Origin of the sequence: Algoriphagus sp. NBT04N3 (assembly GCF_019443765.1) — a bacterium.
Lineage (GTDB): Bacteria > Bacteroidota > Bacteroidia > Cytophagales > Cyclobacteriaceae > Algoriphagus > Algoriphagus ornithinivorans.
On sequence record NZ_CP048415.1, the window covers coordinates 2,803,715 to 2,822,102 of the forward strand.

Here is an 18,388-nt window from a genome sequence, read left to right on the forward strand (position 1 = left end):
ATCTGAACTAATATTCCTCAGATCCCAGCATGATATTTATCATTAATTTTTATCGAAACAAGGTACCCTCCATTCATTTTTGAAAAAATAAATTGGTTACCCTATGAAGTTGGCTAATCAAAAAGCTTTTATTTTAGTCTTAAATGACTATTTTCAAAAAAAATACCTAGAATTTTATATGCTAATGAATTCAGAATGATTTTTCACCTGCAAAATTAAAAAGTTATCTCTCAAGAGAAATCCATTGATCTTAAGTCTTAGAGATAAAAAGTTGAGAAAATTATTAAAGGACTTTTTTATCTTTTTTTAATAGATTTGTAACTTTACAAATGAACTCGGGACATCGTCCCTTTTCTTAACTTTAAAAAGAGGACAACAATATCCTTTATTATATGAAAAATATCGCAGAACTACCCATAAGCGAAATAGTCTCAAGGGATTACAGAGCTGCTCTGGTATTCCGGACTTTCGGAATAGATTTTTGTTGCAAAGGAGATCAGACAATTCAGGAGGCATGCACTCAGAAAAAGATAGACCCCCAGCTTTTGTTTGAAAAACTTGTTGAAGCATTCACCCAACCTGCTGAGGATCACTTCGATTACAAAAGTTGGCCTTTAACCCTATTGGCGAACTATATTGAGAATAAGCATCACGCCATGCTCCGGGAACGGATTCCACTAATCCGGAAATTCCTAAAGCGAGTCGTCAAGGTTCACGGCGCCCATGAACCTCAGCTCAAAAAAATCAAAGCCCTTTTTGAAGATTCCACCGAAGATTTAAAAAGACATTTACAACAGGAAGAGCTGATAGTTTTTCCGTTCATCCGCAAGATTTACACAGACGAAGAGAGAAAAAAACTGCTTTTGAGCCCAAATTTCCGGAAAATCCGAGAATTGATCTACCAATTAATGGAGGATCATGCTCAAGAAGGAGCGTGTTTGGAAGAGATTCGGAGACTTTCAAATGATTACAATCCTCCCTCCTATGCCTGCAATACCTACAAAGTAGCCTTTGCATTACTTCAGGAATTTGATGTAAATCTTCAGAAGCATATGCACTTGGAGCATAATATCTTATTCCCCGAAGCCATTTCCTTGAAGCCTGACCAGAGCATAAACTGATTGATAGAAATGATTCCCACCCCATTCAAGGCCTTCTACCTGCTCCCCTTTATTCTTTTGGGTTTGGTGGTCGGGATATCCGGAGGCTGGATCAGGCTTGGCTACCCCGCGATCCCCCTTATCGAAGCCGCAAGTCAACATGGATTGATTATGACGGGTGGATTCTTGGGAACTTTGATTTCTCTGGAGCGGGCCATGGTCATGGCAAAAAAAACATGGCTTTTGATTCCTTTCCTTACCGGGATTTCAGTTTTCGCTTTTCTCCTTGGCCTCTCTGAAGTCGGTTTGATCCTATTGACCACAGGGTCTCTCGGGCTAAGCTTGATTATGCACCTGCAAACCCTGAAGCACCCAAAATTCCACTCCGCGTTGCTGTATGGAGGCGCTGTCTCCTGGTTTATCGGCAATTTTCTTGCATGGCAGACCGGATTGATTGCGGCGGGAAGTACTTGGTGGATTGGCTTCCTCCTGTTTACTATTGTGGGCGAACGGCTTGAATTGAGCCAGTTTTTACCAGTCCCGTCCTGGTCACAAAACGCCTTAAAATCCCTCCTTGCCCTATTCACGGTGGGCTTGATCGTTCCCTTTCACGCTTGGGGCAATGAGATTATGGGAATTTCAGCCCTATTGATTGCTGCATGGTTGTTGGTTTTTGACATGGCAAAGGTGGCTTCCCGCAAAGCTGCCCAATTCCGCTATATCGGGATTGGATTACAGGTCGGATATTTATGGCTGGGGATCCATGGCTTGATTTTAATGGGATTGGGAAATCACTCCTTATACTACGACTTGATCCTTCACACCTTCTTTTTGGGATTTACTTTTTCCATGATTTGGGCACATGCTCCGATTATTTTCCCTACAATTTTCGGGATCCGGCAGACCCCTTATCATCCGGTTCTTTGGATCACTTGGACCGGTTTTCAGCTTAGTCTTTTGGGAAGAATTGTGTCTAGTATCCTCGATGAATATGAGCTGCGCAAAGTATTAGGAGTAGCGAATGGATACTTGATTTTGATTCAGTTTGTGCTGATGGCAGGAATCATTATCGGGAAAATAATGAAAGGTGGTACTTCCAGCCAATCTGGCAACAAAATTTACAGAGAAGGCAGGAAAAAGATACTTCATTGAGCTTATTTTCAGGATCCCAAGTCGTAAACCAAGTTTTCAGAAGGTAAATGATATATTTTCAAACTACTCTAGGGAATCCGAGATTTAGGACATCAATTTTTATCACATCAAGAACTTATCACCCTCTTTTGCTCGATTTCAAAAGATCTCAATTTAAATAGTCGCCCCGAGGATCGAGGATTGTCTTACTCAATCATTTAAAAAATAAGCTAATAAATTAATTTCTGAATGCATTTTCTTACTAGAATACTAGCAAATCAACCTATTAAATAGGATAAAATTATCTCGCTAAAATAGCCTAATATATATTGAGATAAATTTTCTTAAGATTTTTAAAAAATAATAAAGGATTTATTTGTCTTTTATTTTTATGGGATTTACATTTAACTGATGATTTAATAACCTTAAGCATTCAACTTTCAAAAAGATCCAAATTCTTATCTCTCTTCACTATGAAAAAGTTGCTTTATCTCCCTTCTTTGTTTCTGGCCCTGGCCGCCTGGTCTTGTGGCGGTCAGGCCACAGATAGCACAACTTCTACCGCTGAGTCTGCTCCGGGGCCTGGACAATCTGCTGTTGTGGACGATGTTTCCAATCCTAATGTGGTACAAGTAGCCATTAGCTCTGCGGATCACAGCACACTTGTCGCGGCATTGAAAGCCGCAGACTATGTAGATGCTTTGACCAATGTTGGACCATTTACAGTCTTTGCTCCCACCAACACCGCGTTTGATGAATTACCCGCCGGTACTCTAGATGATCTAGTAAAACCAGAGAATCAACGAAAACTCCGAGACATCCTCGAATACCATGTTTTACTGGGAGTTTACAAACCCGGTGATTTTGTAAATGCCAGGAATCTTGGAACAGCAGATGGCCGATCAGTCACCGTCACAGTTACCGAAGATGGAACGGTTACCATTAATGGAGCAAAAATTATCGGTACTGTCACCGCATCCAATGGTATCATCCACGTCATTGACCAAGTCCTACTTCCAAAATAGGAGACTATTTAAGAATTTTGTTAGGGTTTTTCTTGAAAGGCCGGGGTTTTGCTACTTCCGGCTTTTTTCCTTTAATAAGTGAAGGTTATATTTCGGATAAAATTATCCAATATGTTCTCCCAAGCTACTAAGTACGCTATTAAGTCCGTGATTTACATTTGGACTCAAAGTCTAGAAGACAGGAAGGTTAGTGCTAAGGAAATTGGCCAAAAAATAGGTGCTCCTGAGGCGTTTACTGCCAAAATTTTACAGAATCTCACAAAAGCCAAGATTGTGGGATCAATCAAAGGCCCTAATGGAGGCTTTTTTGCAGATGAATCCCATGCAAATTTCAATTTGAAAGACGTGGTCAAAATCGTGGATGGAGATCAGCTATTTTCGGGATGTAGCTTGGGGCTTCATAAATGCTCAGAAAAAAATCCCTGCCCACTTCATTTCGAAGTAGTAAAGGTCCGTAAAGAAATTGATATTATGCTAACCTCCAAGAGTCTCAAACACCTTGCCGTAGAAGTGATCAAGGGCCAAACCCATTTGGGAAATATAATTTGATTTTCATCGAGTAGGCCACCCGAAAATCATGCAATTTTAATTGATTAGGAGGCTAATCATTCTTCAATTAGCTGTCTTTTTTAATAATCCTTCCAGAGATTAATTGAAAATCAATTTGAGGAAGCTTAATAATATTTTATTTGGGAGCTACTTTTATGGATTAAGAAACTGCCATACTTTTTTGAATTTTCAGTTTAACTGAGGGGATATAGGATTTTTCAAAGCAAATAGCCAAAAAAGCAGCTCCCTTTTTCAGGTAAAAAGAAAAAGCCCAGATAAATTAAGTTCTGGGCTTATTAACATTTAAGTATTTAAAGTCTAAGAATGGAATTTCATTTTTTCCTATTTTCCAACAATTGCTTAGTCACCTCCTTATTTCCCCCACCAAACTGTTGGGTCTTTTCCAGGTGATCCAAGTATTCATTCAGATATCGCTGAGAAATCTCAGAGTTATCTCCATATTTTTTTCTCAAGTCATCTAACTTTTGATGTAGCTCCTTTTTCACTTGAGCATAAGCTGGATCATCATAGACATTCTGGAGTTCTTTAGGATCTTTGATCCTGTCAATTAACTCCCATTCGTCCACATCATAATAGTAGTGCGTCAGCTTGTACTCCTTGGTTACTACCGCATAATGCCTTTTAACCATATGCACAGATGGGTATTCATAATAATGATAATATACTGCATCTCTGGTCCATTTTTCATTTTCACCCTTGAGTAAAGGCAACAGACTTTCACCTTGCATATGTGAAGGAGCCGGAATTCCTGCTGCTTCGAGTAGGGTTTGAGCAAAGTCTAGATTTTGAACCATCTCATCTGACTTGGTCCCTGGCTTAACTTTTCCCGGCCAAGCCACCAACAATGGAGTTTTGAAAGACTCATCATAGACAAATCGCTTATCAAACCAACCATGCTCTCCTAGATAAAAGCCCTGATCTGAAGTGTAAACGACGATGGTATTTTCCATCAAGCCATTCTCTTCCAAATAATCCAAAACTCGACCTACGTTTTCATCAACAGCTTTGATGGTAGCCAAGTAATCCTGCATGTAACGCTGATATCTCCATCTCATCAAATCTTCCTTTGACATGGATGCATAAGTCTTTTTAAGGGAGTCAGCTATAGGTCTATAGTATTTATCCCAAGTTACTCTTTGCTCAGGATTCATTCTTCCAATTTCATTTTCCAACGCTCTCCAGTCCCAGTCCGAAGTCGGTGGAATACCCAGTTCTTTCAATACTTCCGGATAAATCTTAGAGTCACCTGCCCAGTTCATGTGCTTGAGCAAATTCATTTCCGCTTCTTTGGCAGCCCTCCCTCTTCCGGAGTAGTCATCAAACAAAGTAGCCGGTTCAGGGAATGTCCTCTGAGTAAACTCTTCTAAATGCCTTCCCGCAGGTGCCCATTCTCTGTGAGGAGCTTTATGCAGATACATTAACATAAAGGGTTGATCGGCCTTTCTTTCATTCTGAAGCCAATCTAAGGTCATATCAGTGATTACATCGGTAACATAGCCTTCCACTTCTATTTTACCCTCGTTTTTGGTAATAAATGTGGGATTATAATAAACTCCCTGTCCGGGTAGAATTTTAAACTGATCAAATCCTTTTGGATTATTCCCAAAATGAAGTTTTCCAAACATGGCAGTTTGATAACCGGCTTCATGAAAGAGTTGAGGGAATGTAACATTGGTAGTGTCAAAAGGAAAATAATTATCAACTTTTCCATTCAAATGGGAATGTAAGCCAGTCAGTATAGTAGCCCGGCTAGGTGCACAGATGGAATTTGTCACCGTAGCATTGGTGAAAAGCATTCCCATTTTTGCAATCCTATCAATATTGGGGGTTTCAATTAAATGATCGCTGTAGGCGGAAATAGCCTGATATGCATGATCATCTGACATGATGAATACAATATTGGGAGGGCCTTTTTGTTCTTCTTCAGTCTTGCAAGAACAAATACAAATCAGGATTAAAAGAAAGTAAAAGGAGGTTTGGAGCTGTTTCATAAAATTCAATGCTGGGTTCATTGTTGAATTATAAATCTAAAAAACTTATTTTCAGAACACTCTCCATTTAAATAAAAAAGCCACCATGGTTTCCCAAAGTGGCTATTTGAATATGAATTAGAAATTAGAATTTCAATCCCAAAGTCAAGTAAAAGGTTCTTCCGTCTGCCGGCATAATACCTGGCCCTGGATATCCCCCCGCTCTTCGGGTAAAATATCTTTCATCTGTTAGATTATTAACTCCCGCTTTGATAGAATGCTGCTTCCAAACATTCCAGGAGGCAGATAGATCCTGAACCTGATAGGCTGGAATCAAGCCAACTGTAGCGGTAGCGTTGGGTTCAACCGTATTGGATGCATCAGAAAAAGCTTCTCCAACATCGCTCAACTGCCAAGTCATGGAGAACTTACCCAGGTTGTAGGTTGCACCAAATCGATTGATTTTTCTCGGCGCATTTTCTACTTGGTTTCCTTCCAGATTTCTTGTTACAATCTCTCCATTGCTCACAGATGTCACTTCAAAATCTCCGTAAGTGGCGTCAATAAAGGCCAAGGAAGCGAAAAGGTGCAGGTATCCAAATCGAGAACTTTCAAAAATTGCCGTCACGGGATCAAATTCCACATAGCCTTCAAATCCACGGCTGATTGAATTTCCAAGATTGGTTCTGAATTGATAGATACTTCCATCTTGTCTACTTTGGGCAATTGTTCCAATTCTGTCCTGATAGTTGAGTTGGAAATATCCCAAATCAAATTTGACATAAGGGAAAATTGAACCTCTATAGCCTAAGTCAAAATTATATCCTCTGGAGTCCTGCAAATTTGGATCAATCACATCCGTTGTAGCCGGAGGAGTCAAATCTGAAATCAATACCGGCCTATATGCCTGAGAGAAGTTGGTGTAAAACTCTGTAGTCTTAGTGACATGGTATTCCGCTCCCAAACCCAACAGTACAAAGTTTCGAGTTCTGGTAATCGGCTCTAAAGTTTGAGGAACTCCGTTGGTCAAATTCAGCTGACCTTCCATATTAGAGCGGATATTTTCATAGCGTAGACCGGCAGTCAAGAGAAACTTATCATTGAACCTGAATACATTTTCTGCAAATGCAGCTGTATTGATGTTATTGAAGTCCAGTTGTCTTCTGAAGTCTCCTTCTTGCACGGAGAAATCCATTTCAAAGCCAGCAGTGCCTGTTCCTAGCTGCCTTCTGTCAATTGCACCATTGAAATATCGGAATCCTGTGATCAAAGTCTGTTCCTGGCCAAACAGCTCATAGTTGGTACTCATTCTCAATTCGGTTCCGTAGGTAGTGTAGAAATCTCTATCCACCTGGCGGTTACCCAAATCGTCCTCCTGATTGATCGGACGCATAAAGCCTACGGAATTTCTTTCAGCAAATGTTCCAAATGCCTTCCAATTTAACTTGGTGCTAGGTGACACGATGTATTCTGCGGAAAGGGAAGGAATAAACCAAGGAGTATTGAACCAATTTCGACTTCTGGTGCTTTGACGGGAATCCTCCTCGAATTGTGCATCAGTAACGCCTCCGGGTTGCTGAGTCTCTGTGGTCATATAGGTCATTTCATAACCCAACTTCAGACGGTTGCTGGCAGCATAATTAACCTCTAAGTGAGCATGATCTGTATTGAAAAATCCATTTTCTCTCCAGCCATCACCCCTTCTTTTTTGATAATAAGCTGTGTAATTCCATTTTCCTTCGGTTCCTCCTATGTAGTTGAAAGAACTGAAAAGCCCATAGCTTCCAATTGTATTAATTGACTCAGCAGTGAAACGGGTAGATTTATCCGGCTTTCTTAAGACAAAATTCATCAAGCCACCAAACTGAGGGCCATATTGTAAAGAAGATGCACCTCTAATGATTTCAATCTGCTCTACCACTTCCATAGGAGGTGTAAAATAAGCCTCAGGATATCCCATAGGATCAGGGGTAATATCATAGCCATTCATTCTGACGTTGAATTCCCAAGATCTATTAGGGCTTAAGCCTCGGGAGGCTACACCCAACTGAATACCTGATCCGTCATTTTCCCAGATGGACATTCCTGGAGTTTTACCAAAAATCTGACGGCTATTGTTCATCGCCAAATTGGCATTGATCTCTCCTATTTTAATGACTTCATTCTTCTTTCCCGCATTGATTCTGAAGTCAGAAACTTCAGGAAGGTTCTCTTGACCTAAGATCCCCCTGCTTGCGGAAACATTAACTTCTGATAAAAGCAAATCGCCCTCTTGAAGCGTGATATCAAACTCTTTGGTCTCCTGCTCTCCAATTGAGAATTCTTCAGACCAAGTTTGAAATCCCACTAAACTCACCATAAGGGTGTAATTTCCTTTTGGAAAATCTTTCAGCTCATATCTGCCATTTAAATCAGACTGAACCCCTCTCACTGTTCCTTCCAAAACAATTGAAGCACCACGAACCGGATTTCCATTTTCGTCAGAAATCCTTCCTTTGATCAAGTTTTTCTGTGCGAAAAGCTCTGTAGAAAACAGCAAACTGCAAATCAATAAACTGTAAACGAACCTCATCTCCTATCTTTATCTAGATTGATTTAAAATAATGATGCAAATGTAAATGCGGACGAAATCTCAAGCAATACTTATTTGGAAAAAATCTAAATAAAGATTTTAAATTAATCGTAATACTTTCATTTACAGCATATAAAATTTAATACGATTACTTAAAAGAAGAGGCCATGGCTTACCTTGGACAGTTCTATCTCGCAAATTCATTTAAATTTGACTCACCCAAAACAACCTAGATTGTGAAGAAAACTGCTCTTTTTCTTTTTCTCTCATTTTTTATTCAACACGTATTTTGTCAGGAAATTCCGGTTTTCGAGGCAGGTCAAGAAGGTCATGCCGTCTACCGTATTCCTGCCATTATTTCTTTGCCAAATGGAGATTTATTGGCCTTTGCAGAAGGCAGAGTGAATGGAACTGATGACTTTGGGGATATCAACCTGGTCATGAAAAGAAGCTTGGATGGTGGACATACCTGGTCTCCTATTCAAACATTGGTGGATTATGACAGCTTACAGGCTGGAAACCCAGCTACTGTTGTGGACATGTTTGATCCCAATTACCCTAACGGAGTCATCATCCTTTTTTACAATACCGGAAATAATCATGAATATGATATTCGGATGAATAAGGGGGTGCGGGAAGTTTGGATGATGAAATCTTACGATTTGGGAAGAACTTGGGAAACTCCAGAAAACATCACCCTGCAAGTTCACAAACCCAATAATCCAAGTTTCAATCCTGCCTATCAAAACCCGGAAGATTGGAGACATTATGCCAACACTCCGGGGCATGCATTTCAGTTTCAAGAAGGGCCTTACAAGGGAAGAATCTTTATAGCAGCCAATCATTCCAAAGGAGACCCGCAAGACAATTTTTCAGAGTATCAAGCCCACGGTTTTTTCACAGATGATCATGGCAACAGTTTTTCATTATCTGAGTCCGTAGATATTCCCGGTTCAAATGAATCTATCGCAGCAGAAATAAGCGATGGACGGATGATCATGAGCATCCGAAATCAACGTGGTGATATCCGGCAGAGGATTCTGGCCTATTCCTCAGACGGAGGGCAAACATGGGAGAATGTGCATTTTGAAGATCAGTTGCCAGATCCCGTTTGTCAGGCATCTATTTTGTCTATAGGTGAAAGAGAAGGTAAAACCATTTTAGCACATTCAAACGCCGCAGATACGGAAGAACGCAATTATTTGACTATCAAAATCAGTTATGATGAAGGCCAAACTTGGGACCATATCATTCCTGTCGACTACACCGGAGATTCTGCTCTACTACCTTGGACAGCTTATTCAGATCTGGTAAAACTCGATCAAAACAAGCTGGGCATACTCTATGAGAGAAATCAGTATCAGGAAATAATCTTTAAAATTTTGCCTTGGAGCCAAAATTTCTAAGCCATTACTGCATCTTCTTTATTAATCGGTTTGGCTTTTTTCGTCTTCTTATTTTTTCTCCCCCACCAAATTAGACATCCTGTAACTGGCAAAGAAGCTATGATTGCACTGAGGCAAAAGGCTAGGATTTTTCCAGCCAAGCCTCCTATTGCTCCTACATGAATATCATAATTCATCCTTGCCAACTTATCGCCAAATGATGCTTCTGGAAAGCGGTTCCAAATATGATCAACCGGAAGTTCTTCCATAGTGTATTGGTCAAAATACCTGTAATCCATTTTCCAATAAGTGCTGGCATCGGGATTTGCATTGGTCGCAATGGAAGCATGCTCAAATTCAGGAGGGTGAACTTCAATCCATTCAGCATTGGGATAAAGTGCTCTCATTTTGAGCCAAGCTCTATCCAATGCAGGAAGGGAATCTGTGGCAACCTGTGTGGAGTCAGACACTGGGGTATAATACTCTTGATAATCTTTACCACCTGTGCTGGCAAAATAAACTGCATCTCTAAACCATGTATATCCCCAAACCAGTCCAGTCAATGCAAAAACTAGGGCAAAAGTCAAGACGTAAAATCCAAGCACTTGATGCAGGTCATAATTCTTTCTTCTCCATCTGGCACCCCATCTAATACTGAATTTTTGGGATTTTTTCTGTTTCGATTTAGGCCACCAAAGGATTAAGCCGGAAATACACATGACTAAAAAGATCAAAGTAAACCCAGCAACCACTGGTTGACCGATCTCTGGCGGAAGCCATAAGTAAAAGTGTCCATCAAGCACTATCCTAAAGAAATCTGCAAACTCATCCTTTACTTTTAATACCTCTCCAGTGTAAGGGTTGACATAAACAAAGTAATAGTAATGCTCTTCAAAACTATAATAAATAGCCTGGGCAGCTCTTTCAGCAGTTGGGTAAAGCACTGCATGAAGATGCTTTCCCGGTAATGCCTGATCAGCCTTTTCCCAGATTTCGGTAGGATATAATACCGGTTTATCTTGAGGCTCTACAAATCGATATTCCTGGGTCAAATCCTGAATTTCAGATTGAAAGGCATAAATACAGCCTGTGACCGCAACTATAAACACCACTAGCCCGGAAGATAATCCGAGCCAGAGGTGAATTTTACCAATCCATTTTTTAAGATGCATTAGAATCTATAATTCAAGCTTAAAGAAATATTTCTCGGACTTTGAGGAGTCACTGTCGACCAACCTGTAAAGTATTTTTGATCTGTCAGATTATTGACTTTCAAGGCTAACAAATACTGAGAACCTGTATAAGAGATGGATGCATCCAACACTTGGTATGCTGGAAGTGCAAAGGTTCCAGTGTTGGCCCTATTCAGTGTCAAATGCTCACTGGCAGCATTTCCTCCGAATCCTAGTCCTAATCCTTTCAAAGATCCTTGTGTCAAAGTATAGCTGGCCCAAAAGTTCACCAACTGATCTGGTCCAGCCTGCTCAGGTCTTAAGCCCAAATAGCCATTTTCAGGATTGTCTGCTGTTACTTCGGAATGGTTTTTTGCAAAACCTGCCACCAAGTTCAGGCCTCTCAGAGGATTGGCAATCAAGCTAAATTCAAAGCCTCTACTTACCACTTCCCCTCCCTGAATAGAGTTATTAATATTGTTTGGGTCAGCCATTACCCGGTTTTTAACCAGGATATTATAATAGCTTGCAGTTGCTGAAATCTTATTTTGATACAGGTTGGTCTTCACGCCGAATTCCAACTGATTGGCTTGTTCTGGGTCAAAAGTCCGTATTCTCGGATTAGAACCGTCCGCATCACTCACTTGGGCGGGCGCGACATTGACAAAGCCATTCATATAGTTTCCGAAAATGGAAACCTTATCCTTTAAGGGTTGATACACGATCCCAAATTTGGGAGAAAGTGCAGTTTGTTCATTTCTTTCCTCCTCCGTAACCCCTTCAGTCTGATCACTGAATCTATCAACTCTCAAACTGGTCATTACTGATAAGCGAGGAAGCAGTTCTGTGACATTGGAAATGTAAGCACTGATGACCTGATTTTGCGCTGAGGAATTTCCTACAAAAGTTCCTTTCAAAATATCATCTACTCCAGCACGGGTTAAATCACCCGTATCGGCTCCTTCTGTTAGAGAAATCATTCCATTGGCTCTCCAGGCAGTGCTTCCGTCCAAGACATTGGATTGAAAGTAATCCAGGCCAATTACCGTTTTGTTTTTAAAACTGCCAAGGTTGAATTCCCCTATGAAATTTTGCTGCACATCTGTGGTGATGGTTTGCCCATTTCGATCTGAAATAAAACGAACGAAGTCATTTCCATTGGTCTGATCCCAGAGATAGTGATAGTATCCATCCGTCTTGGTGGAACTTCTGGAAAGCACAGTTTGGGAAGTCCAGTTAGGTGAAAGCTCATAGAAGGCCTGTGCCTGAATGGCATAAGATGTATTTCTGATGGACAATTCATTGCTGGTAAAAGAGCGGAAATAATTTTGCTCAAAAAGATCAATACTCTCAAATGATAATGGGGCATTTCGATTTAAGAATATCATTGGTGCATTGACTGATTCAGCATTTAAGAACTCAGTATTAATTAAAAATGTAAGCTTTTCGCTTGCCTTTAATCGGAAAGAAGGAGCTATAAAAAATGATTTTCTTCCTCCGGCATCCTGAAATGAATTTTGAGATTGATAAGCAGTATTAACTCTCATCGCAGCATCAGTTGTCAAGGGAATATTGATATCACCCGTTAACCTGTTTAACCCAAAACTTCCCGTTATAAACCCTAATTCTCCCTTGAATTGATCCATGGGCTTTTTGGTGGTAATGTTGATCAGACCTCCATAAGAAATCAAAGGACTTCCAAAGAGCGTACCGGATGGCCCCTTGATCACATCTACAGATTCTATATTAGCAGGGTCTAAACTTCCATTATTCACGCTTGGTAGTCCATTGACCATAGTAGGTTGAACAGAAAATCCTCTCATGCTATAATACTCGGCACCATCGCCCCCTCTACCGGTTGATTCCCAAAGTCGGGTCACACCTGTAGCATTTTTCATCGCTTCATTCACGCTGGTTGCAACCTGCTCTTTGAGAAGCTTGGAAGATATTGAATTATATACCTGGGGATTTTCCAAGTCTTTGAGGGGAAGCTTGGCTATTGTAAATGCACTATCCTCATAAAGTCGATTCGAAAATTGATCAGAGACTACTATTTCATCCAGATCAGTAGAGCTTTGCTGAAGCTGAAAGTTCAAGGTTAAAACCTGATCGGCACTTAATTCTATTGTTTTTTCCTGCTTTTCTGCACCTACAAAAGAAGCAAACACAGTCAGCCTTCCAGGCTCTATTCCTTTGATTTCAAAGTTTCCAAAACGATCGGTACTTGCCCCCTTGGACTTACCTTTAATTCCAACATTGACAAATTCTACGCCTTGGTTATCTGAGGTGGTAACCTTCCCTCTGATAGTAGCTGTTTGTCCTAAAGCACTGATTACCATCAGGCAAACCAGACTAAAACTGAGTACAAATTTATGGTTCATGCTGTTGATTTTAATTTAACGACACAAACCTATTAATTAGACTAATTCTAAACAAGCTATTTAGAAATAATCTAAAGAAAAATAATCATTGAATTAACCTATCGAAATCCTTCCCTCTTCTTTTAAGTGCTTTTTAAAAGATTTCGAAAAAAGTAAATCTTAAAACTACCTTTTAGTAACAAATATCAATGGACTGGTAAAACTAGGGGTTAGAAATACTGCCTTTCCAGGCCCCAATTGTTGTGATGAAAAGTTATAACCTATCTCGTAGGGTGCAATTATTTTTTTTGACCATGTTCTTCCTGAATCATTTGAAGTCACCCACCTTCTGGTACATGGGCTAACAATCATGCAGGCATCGAATAGCAATACCCCTAATAAATCATCTCCTCTATGACTGATTATTTGTAGAGGATGATCTGCAACTTTCTGAATTTTACCCGTTAATCTATCCAGGCGAAGGGTTTCATTATTTCTAAAGACAAAAAACTGATTTTCATTTATCGCATAATTGAAAACATCTGTAGGTTCCGCAATCCTTCCTAAAAACCCCCAAGTCTCACCGGCATCCTCCGTAATGTAAATAGGAGCAGACAAATCAACAAGATAACCTGTATTTGAATTCTCCCAAACGATCTTTGACAGGGTGGTTTTCAGTTCAACCTCCTCCACATTTAACCAGGTTTTTCCAGAATCTTTTGTTTCGAATAATTGATTAATTCCTTCATTTTGTCCAGGTATAAATTGAACTCCAAATGCAAAGCCTTTGGTAGGTGAAATAAAAGAGATTTCATCCAATCGGATATTCCTTACAGTCCATTTTTCCCAATTTTCACCAGAATCGGTACTCCGTAAAAAATTAGTAACCACCTCTCTATTTACCTCATCCAAACTATCCAAGGCCACCCAAATATGATTCTCATCCAGAACTGCTAATTCTCTCCTATTCACCGAAGTTAAATTACCTGTTAGCTGGGAGAAATTTCTTCCTCCGTCTGTAGATTTTAAAAGTGAATTACTTAAAAAAAAGAAATTCTTCTCATTCAAAAATAGATAATCTGAATATGGACCTGAATAATTAACATCTACTTCCTTAACCTCCCAACTTACCAAAGGAAGGCCTATCGGTTCTGTTTCTTCGTCCTTTTTGCATGAAATCAAAACAACTAGGATAAGGATAAAAATAATGTATTGCCTTTTCATGTTTAAAAATCCATCTTTTTATGAAAGATAACACTTGTTCATAGCTTTATCAAATAATTATTAGTTGGAACTCTCTTTATACAAAGTGGTCTCGAAAACAAAAAAGCACGAACTGAATTCGCGCTTTTGTAAAATATTTGATTCAAAATACCGGTGAACGGCCATTATTTTTTCACTTCAACTTTTTTAACCCTTTCAACTCTTCTTTTGTAGCTTCCTTGATGTGAACAGCATATCCTCCACCCGGTGCGGAAAATTGTTTGAGAACTGATTTAGCATCCACAGCAAACTTTTTGACTTCATAAGCCTGTGGATTGCTTTTGAAATGGGCATCTGCTTTATCTGCATAAATTACCGCTATATAAGATTTGGATGGGTCCAGAAAATTGAAACTTACCTGCCCTGTTCTTCCGGCCATTCCATTGACATTTCCGACAAACCAATCGCCGGAATCCTTCGCTTTCCTAGCAATAGTCAAGTAATAGCCAGGTTCTGCCTCCAAATACAAACTTTTCTCCCAGTCTATAGCCACGTCTTGGATAAACTGAAATGCATCAGGGAAACGGTCATAATTTTCAGGATAATCTGCTGCCATTTGAAGCGGTGAGTACATGGTTACATACAAGGCTAATTGATTAGCCAAAGTACTGTTGACATGGGATCCATTGAAAACATCCATTTCAAAAATACCCGGAGTATAATCCATTGGACCTCCAATCTGTCTTGTAAATGGTAAAATGGTCACATGATTTGCTTTGCTACCGCCAAAAGCCTGGTATTCTGTTCCCCTGGCTGATTCGTTGGCAATCAAGTTAGGCCAGGTTCTCGCTACCCCTGTCGGTCTTACAGCCTCGTGAGCATTGACCATGATTTGGTATTCCGCCGCTTTTTCTATGGCATATTGGTAATGATTGACTAGCCATTGGGAATAATGATATTCTCCTCTTGGAATGATATCTCCCACATAGCCACTCTTCACCGCCGGATATCCATAGTCTTTCATCAACTGATAGGCTTCATCCATATGTCGCTCATAATTTCTGACGGAAGAAGAGGTCTCATGATGCATGATCATCTGCACACCTTTCCCTTTTGCATAATCCCTCACAGCATCTATATCAAAGTCAGGATAGGGAGTTACAAAATCGAACACATAGTCCTTGGAATTGCCAAACCAATCTTCCCATCCAATATTCCAGCCTTCCACAAGTACTCCATCGAATCCGTGTTTTGCTGCAAAATCAATGTACTTTTTAACATTTGCAGTGGTAGCACCATGTTTGCCATTGGGTTTTACCTGAGAGTAATCAGTTACACCCAATTTGACCGCTTTTAACTCATCAGTGTATGCCCAGCTACTTTGCCCGGTAATCATTTCCCACCAAACTCCCACATATTTCATAGGCTTGATCCAGGAGGTATTTTCGATTTTCGAAGGTTCATTCAAATTATAAGTGATGCGGGATTCCAGAATTTTTGCAGCATTTTCACCCACAATAACTGTTCGCCAAGGGCTTTGAGCAAGAGTGACCAAAAAACCTTTATTGCCTTGAGAGTCGGGCGTCAAGTGGCTTTCAAAAACCAAGTCTTGATCGTTTAGATCCAAGTGCATAGCAGGATAATCTATCAAAGCGGCCTCATGGATATTTATATATAAACCATCCGCTGACTTCATCATCAAGGCTGTCTGCACCCCTGTATCTGAAAATGGAGTTTGGGAAGCATTTGGAGTGATGGCTTCTTCCATCAAAGATCTGATTTCCGTCAACTTGGACTCCATGTAATCGTATTCCTGGGTATCATAATCTCCCGGAATCCAAAAAGCTGTATGATCTCCCGCCATGGCAAACTGTGTTCTTTCCTCCTGAACAACAAAGTGTCCCATGTTTTCCTGAACAGGAAACTCATAGCGAAAGCCCAGTCCAGTATCAAAAAGTCTAAATCTGATTTTGATAATTCTGCTGGTTTCTGCCTGCTCTAACTCTACCAAAAATTCATTGTAATGATTTCTGATTTGGCTTTCTTCTCCCCAAACCGGATTCCAAATTTCATCTTTGGATGAGGTCTCTGAGTTTTTGACCTGAAATCCCTCCAACAAGTCGATCTCATCATTTTTCAAATCAAAGCCCAAAAGACTGGAAAGCACCACCGGCTTATTTTTGAAATTGAGCTGATAGCTAGGTTCTCCCTTATCGGTAAGAGAAAATTCCATTTGGAAATTCCCGTCTGGAGACCTGAGTACCTGTGCCTCAACAAAAAGCGAAATAAAGAATCCTGCAAGTAGCAGGAAGGTTGATTTTTTAAGCATAACAACATAAAATTTGAGCTTACAAATAAAGGATTTATCCCCTTGCCATTGTAGCAATGCCATTAAATTATTAGATTTTGAAACAAAACCCTATAGCCTACATCTATGAAAATCTGCACTTTACGAGTATCAGGCATTTTCTTCCTACTTTTCTTGACAAGCCTGATTTTAGCTTCCTGTCAAAGTCCCAAGGAAGAGGAGAAATCAAGTCCGATTTCTTCAGGAAATTTACTTCGGGATTATGTTCAAGCTCCTGATCCGACTTTTAGATACGAAATCGTACATAGCAGCTCCGAATCAGACCATGATTACCATGTCTTAAAAATGTACTCCCAGCATTGGTTGGCTGATAGTCTAGTCGATGAAACTGAATGGTGGCATTGGGTGTCTATTGTGGTTCCAAAAAAGGTAGAACATCAAACGGGCATGATGTGGATAGGTGGCGGGGCAAGAGATACGCCTCTGCCCACCAAAGCTCCTCCACTTATTTTGGAAGCGGCAAAGCAAACAAACTCCATCACAGCGCAAATTCACAACATCCCCTTTCAGCCGCTGACCTTCGCGAATGATTCATTTGGAGAGCGATATGAAGATGCAATAATCGCATACGGATGGAGGAAATTTTTGGAGGGTGGAGCAAATGATGAAGATGCTATTTGGCTGGCCAGATTTCCCATGACAAAAGCAGTAAAATTGGCTATGGATGCTGTATCTGAAGTGGCAAAAAACACCTATCAACAGGAAATAAACAACTATTTTGTAGCTGGAGCATCTAAAAGAGGATGGACCACCTGGACAACGGCTGCCACGGACTCAAGGGTAATTGCTATAGCTCCGGTTGTGATAGATCTACTGAACTTGGAGCCCTCCTTTGCGCATCACTGGAGAAATTATGGTTATTGGGCACCTGCTGTCAACGATTATGTGCGGGAAGGAATCATGGACTGGATGGGTACTCCGGAATTTGGAAGGCTTTTGGAGCTGACAGAACCTTATTCATTCATCGATGAACTGACTATTCCAAAACTATTAATCAATGCCGCTGGCGATCAGTTTTTTCAGCCTGACAGTTGGGAGTTTTATTGGAATGACTTGAAAGGAGAAAAGCACGTGCAATATGTTCCCAATTTCGGTCATGACTTATCCGAATCTGATGCCTTGCCAAATTTGATTTCTTTCTATGCCTCAGTTTTGAACCAAACACCTAGACCCACTTATAGCTGGGAAGTTCAGGAGGATAAGATCCTCATTCAAACTGACAGTACCTATTTACCAACTTCGGTAAAACTTTGGTCAGCATTCAATCCCCTTTCTAGAGATTTTAGAATAGATGAATTCGGGCCTAATTGGGTAGCCGAAGAAATCAGCATGCCTGCTTCAGGAAAATTGGAAGTTATGATGAAAGAGCCGATTGAAGGATTTAGAGCGTATTTCGTAGAGCTAACTTATACAGGTAAGAGTCCGCTCAAAGTGTCTTCAGGAGTAGAAGTTTTACCGAGAACCTACCCCTATGAGGCTTTTACTCCCAAAAGGAAGGCTACCGCAGCGGAATAAAATCCCAACCCAAAATT

12 protein-coding genes are annotated in these 18,388 nt (G+C 40.3%); 6 read left to right on the forward strand and 6 right to left on the reverse strand.

What is annotated here, in order from left to right; translation table 11 throughout:
* Positions 1-392: 392 nt before the first annotated feature.
* The 4 genes from ric to GYM62_RS12125 all read left to right on the forward strand — a co-directional run bounded on the left by ric (position 393) and on the right by GYM62_RS12125 (position 3,805).
* Complete coding sequence (gene ric, locus GYM62_RS12110; protein WP_219956590.1) at positions 393-1,121, forward strand: iron-sulfur cluster repair di-iron protein; 729 nt, start codon at positions 393-395, stop codon at positions 1,119-1,121.
* Between the two features lie 9 nt (positions 1,122-1,130).
* Complete coding sequence (locus GYM62_RS12115) at positions 1,131-2,252, forward strand: hypothetical protein (RefSeq protein ID WP_219956591.1); 1,122 nt, start codon at positions 1,131-1,133, stop codon at positions 2,250-2,252.
* 452 nt (positions 2,253-2,704) lie between these two features.
* The gene (locus GYM62_RS12120) at positions 2,705-3,256 is read left to right on the forward strand and encodes a fasciclin domain-containing protein (protein ID WP_219956592.1); all 552 of its coding nucleotides are present in this window, start codon (positions 2,705-2,707) and stop codon (positions 3,254-3,256) included.
* A 111-nt stretch (positions 3,257-3,367) separates the two neighbouring features.
* The gene (locus tag GYM62_RS12125; protein WP_091649239.1) at positions 3,368-3,805 is read left to right on the forward strand and encodes an Rrf2 family transcriptional regulator; all 438 of its coding nucleotides are present in this window, start codon (positions 3,368-3,370) and stop codon (positions 3,803-3,805) included.
* Positions 3,806-4,137: 332 nt separating this feature from the next.
* Here the strand turns inward: GYM62_RS12125 and GYM62_RS12130 are convergent, their stop codons facing one another.
* The gene (locus GYM62_RS12130) at positions 4,138-5,817 is read right to left on the reverse strand and encodes a sulfatase (RefSeq protein ID WP_219956593.1); all 1,680 of its coding nucleotides are present in this window, start codon (positions 5,815-5,817) and stop codon (positions 4,138-4,140) included.
* Positions 5,818-5,941: 124 nt separating this feature from the next.
* Positions 5,942-8,368 carry a TonB-dependent receptor gene (locus tag GYM62_RS12135; RefSeq protein WP_219956594.1) on the reverse strand — a complete coding sequence of 809 codons (2,427 nt, stop codon included), beginning with the start codon at positions 8,366-8,368 and terminating at the stop codon, positions 5,942-5,944.
* A gap of 236 nt (positions 8,369-8,604) precedes the next feature.
* Between GYM62_RS12135 and GYM62_RS12140 the strand changes: the two genes are divergently transcribed.
* Positions 8,605-9,774 carry an exo-alpha-sialidase gene (locus GYM62_RS12140; RefSeq protein WP_219956595.1) on the forward strand — a complete coding sequence of 390 codons (1,170 nt, stop codon included), beginning with the start codon at positions 8,605-8,607 and terminating at the stop codon, positions 9,772-9,774.
* Here GYM62_RS12140 and GYM62_RS12145 read toward each other — a convergent pair.
* The 4 genes from GYM62_RS12145 to GYM62_RS12160 form a co-directional block, all read right to left on the reverse strand.
* Positions 9,771-10,925 carry a PepSY domain-containing protein gene (locus GYM62_RS12145; protein WP_219956596.1) on the reverse strand — a complete coding sequence of 385 codons (1,155 nt, stop codon included), beginning with the start codon at positions 10,923-10,925 and terminating at the stop codon, positions 9,771-9,773. The two genes, GYM62_RS12140 and GYM62_RS12145, sit on opposite strands and share 4 nt — an antisense overlap.
* Complete coding sequence (locus tag GYM62_RS12150) at positions 10,925-13,306, reverse strand: TonB-dependent receptor (protein WP_219956597.1); 2,382 nt, start codon at positions 13,304-13,306, stop codon at positions 10,925-10,927. Before GYM62_RS12150 ends, GYM62_RS12145 begins: the two co-directional genes overlap by 1 nt.
* Before the next feature lie 165 nt (positions 13,307-13,471).
* Positions 13,472-14,509, reverse strand: coding sequence for a hypothetical protein (locus tag GYM62_RS12155; RefSeq protein WP_219956598.1), 1,038 nt, complete (start codon positions 14,507-14,509; stop codon positions 13,472-13,474).
* A 172-nt stretch (positions 14,510-14,681) separates the two neighbouring features.
* A complete protein-coding gene (locus tag GYM62_RS12160; RefSeq protein WP_219956599.1) occupies positions 14,682-16,817 on the reverse strand; it encodes a glycoside hydrolase family 97 protein in 2,136 nt (711 codons plus the stop codon).
* A 105-nt stretch (positions 16,818-16,922) separates the two neighbouring features.
* On the opposite strand from GYM62_RS12160, the gene GYM62_RS12165 reads away from it, so the two are divergent.
* Positions 16,923-18,371 carry a PhoPQ-activated pathogenicity-related family protein gene (locus GYM62_RS12165; protein ID WP_219956600.1) on the forward strand — a complete coding sequence of 483 codons (1,449 nt, stop codon included), beginning with the start codon at positions 16,923-16,925 and terminating at the stop codon, positions 18,369-18,371.
* The last annotated feature ends 17 nt before the right edge of the window (positions 18,372-18,388 follow it).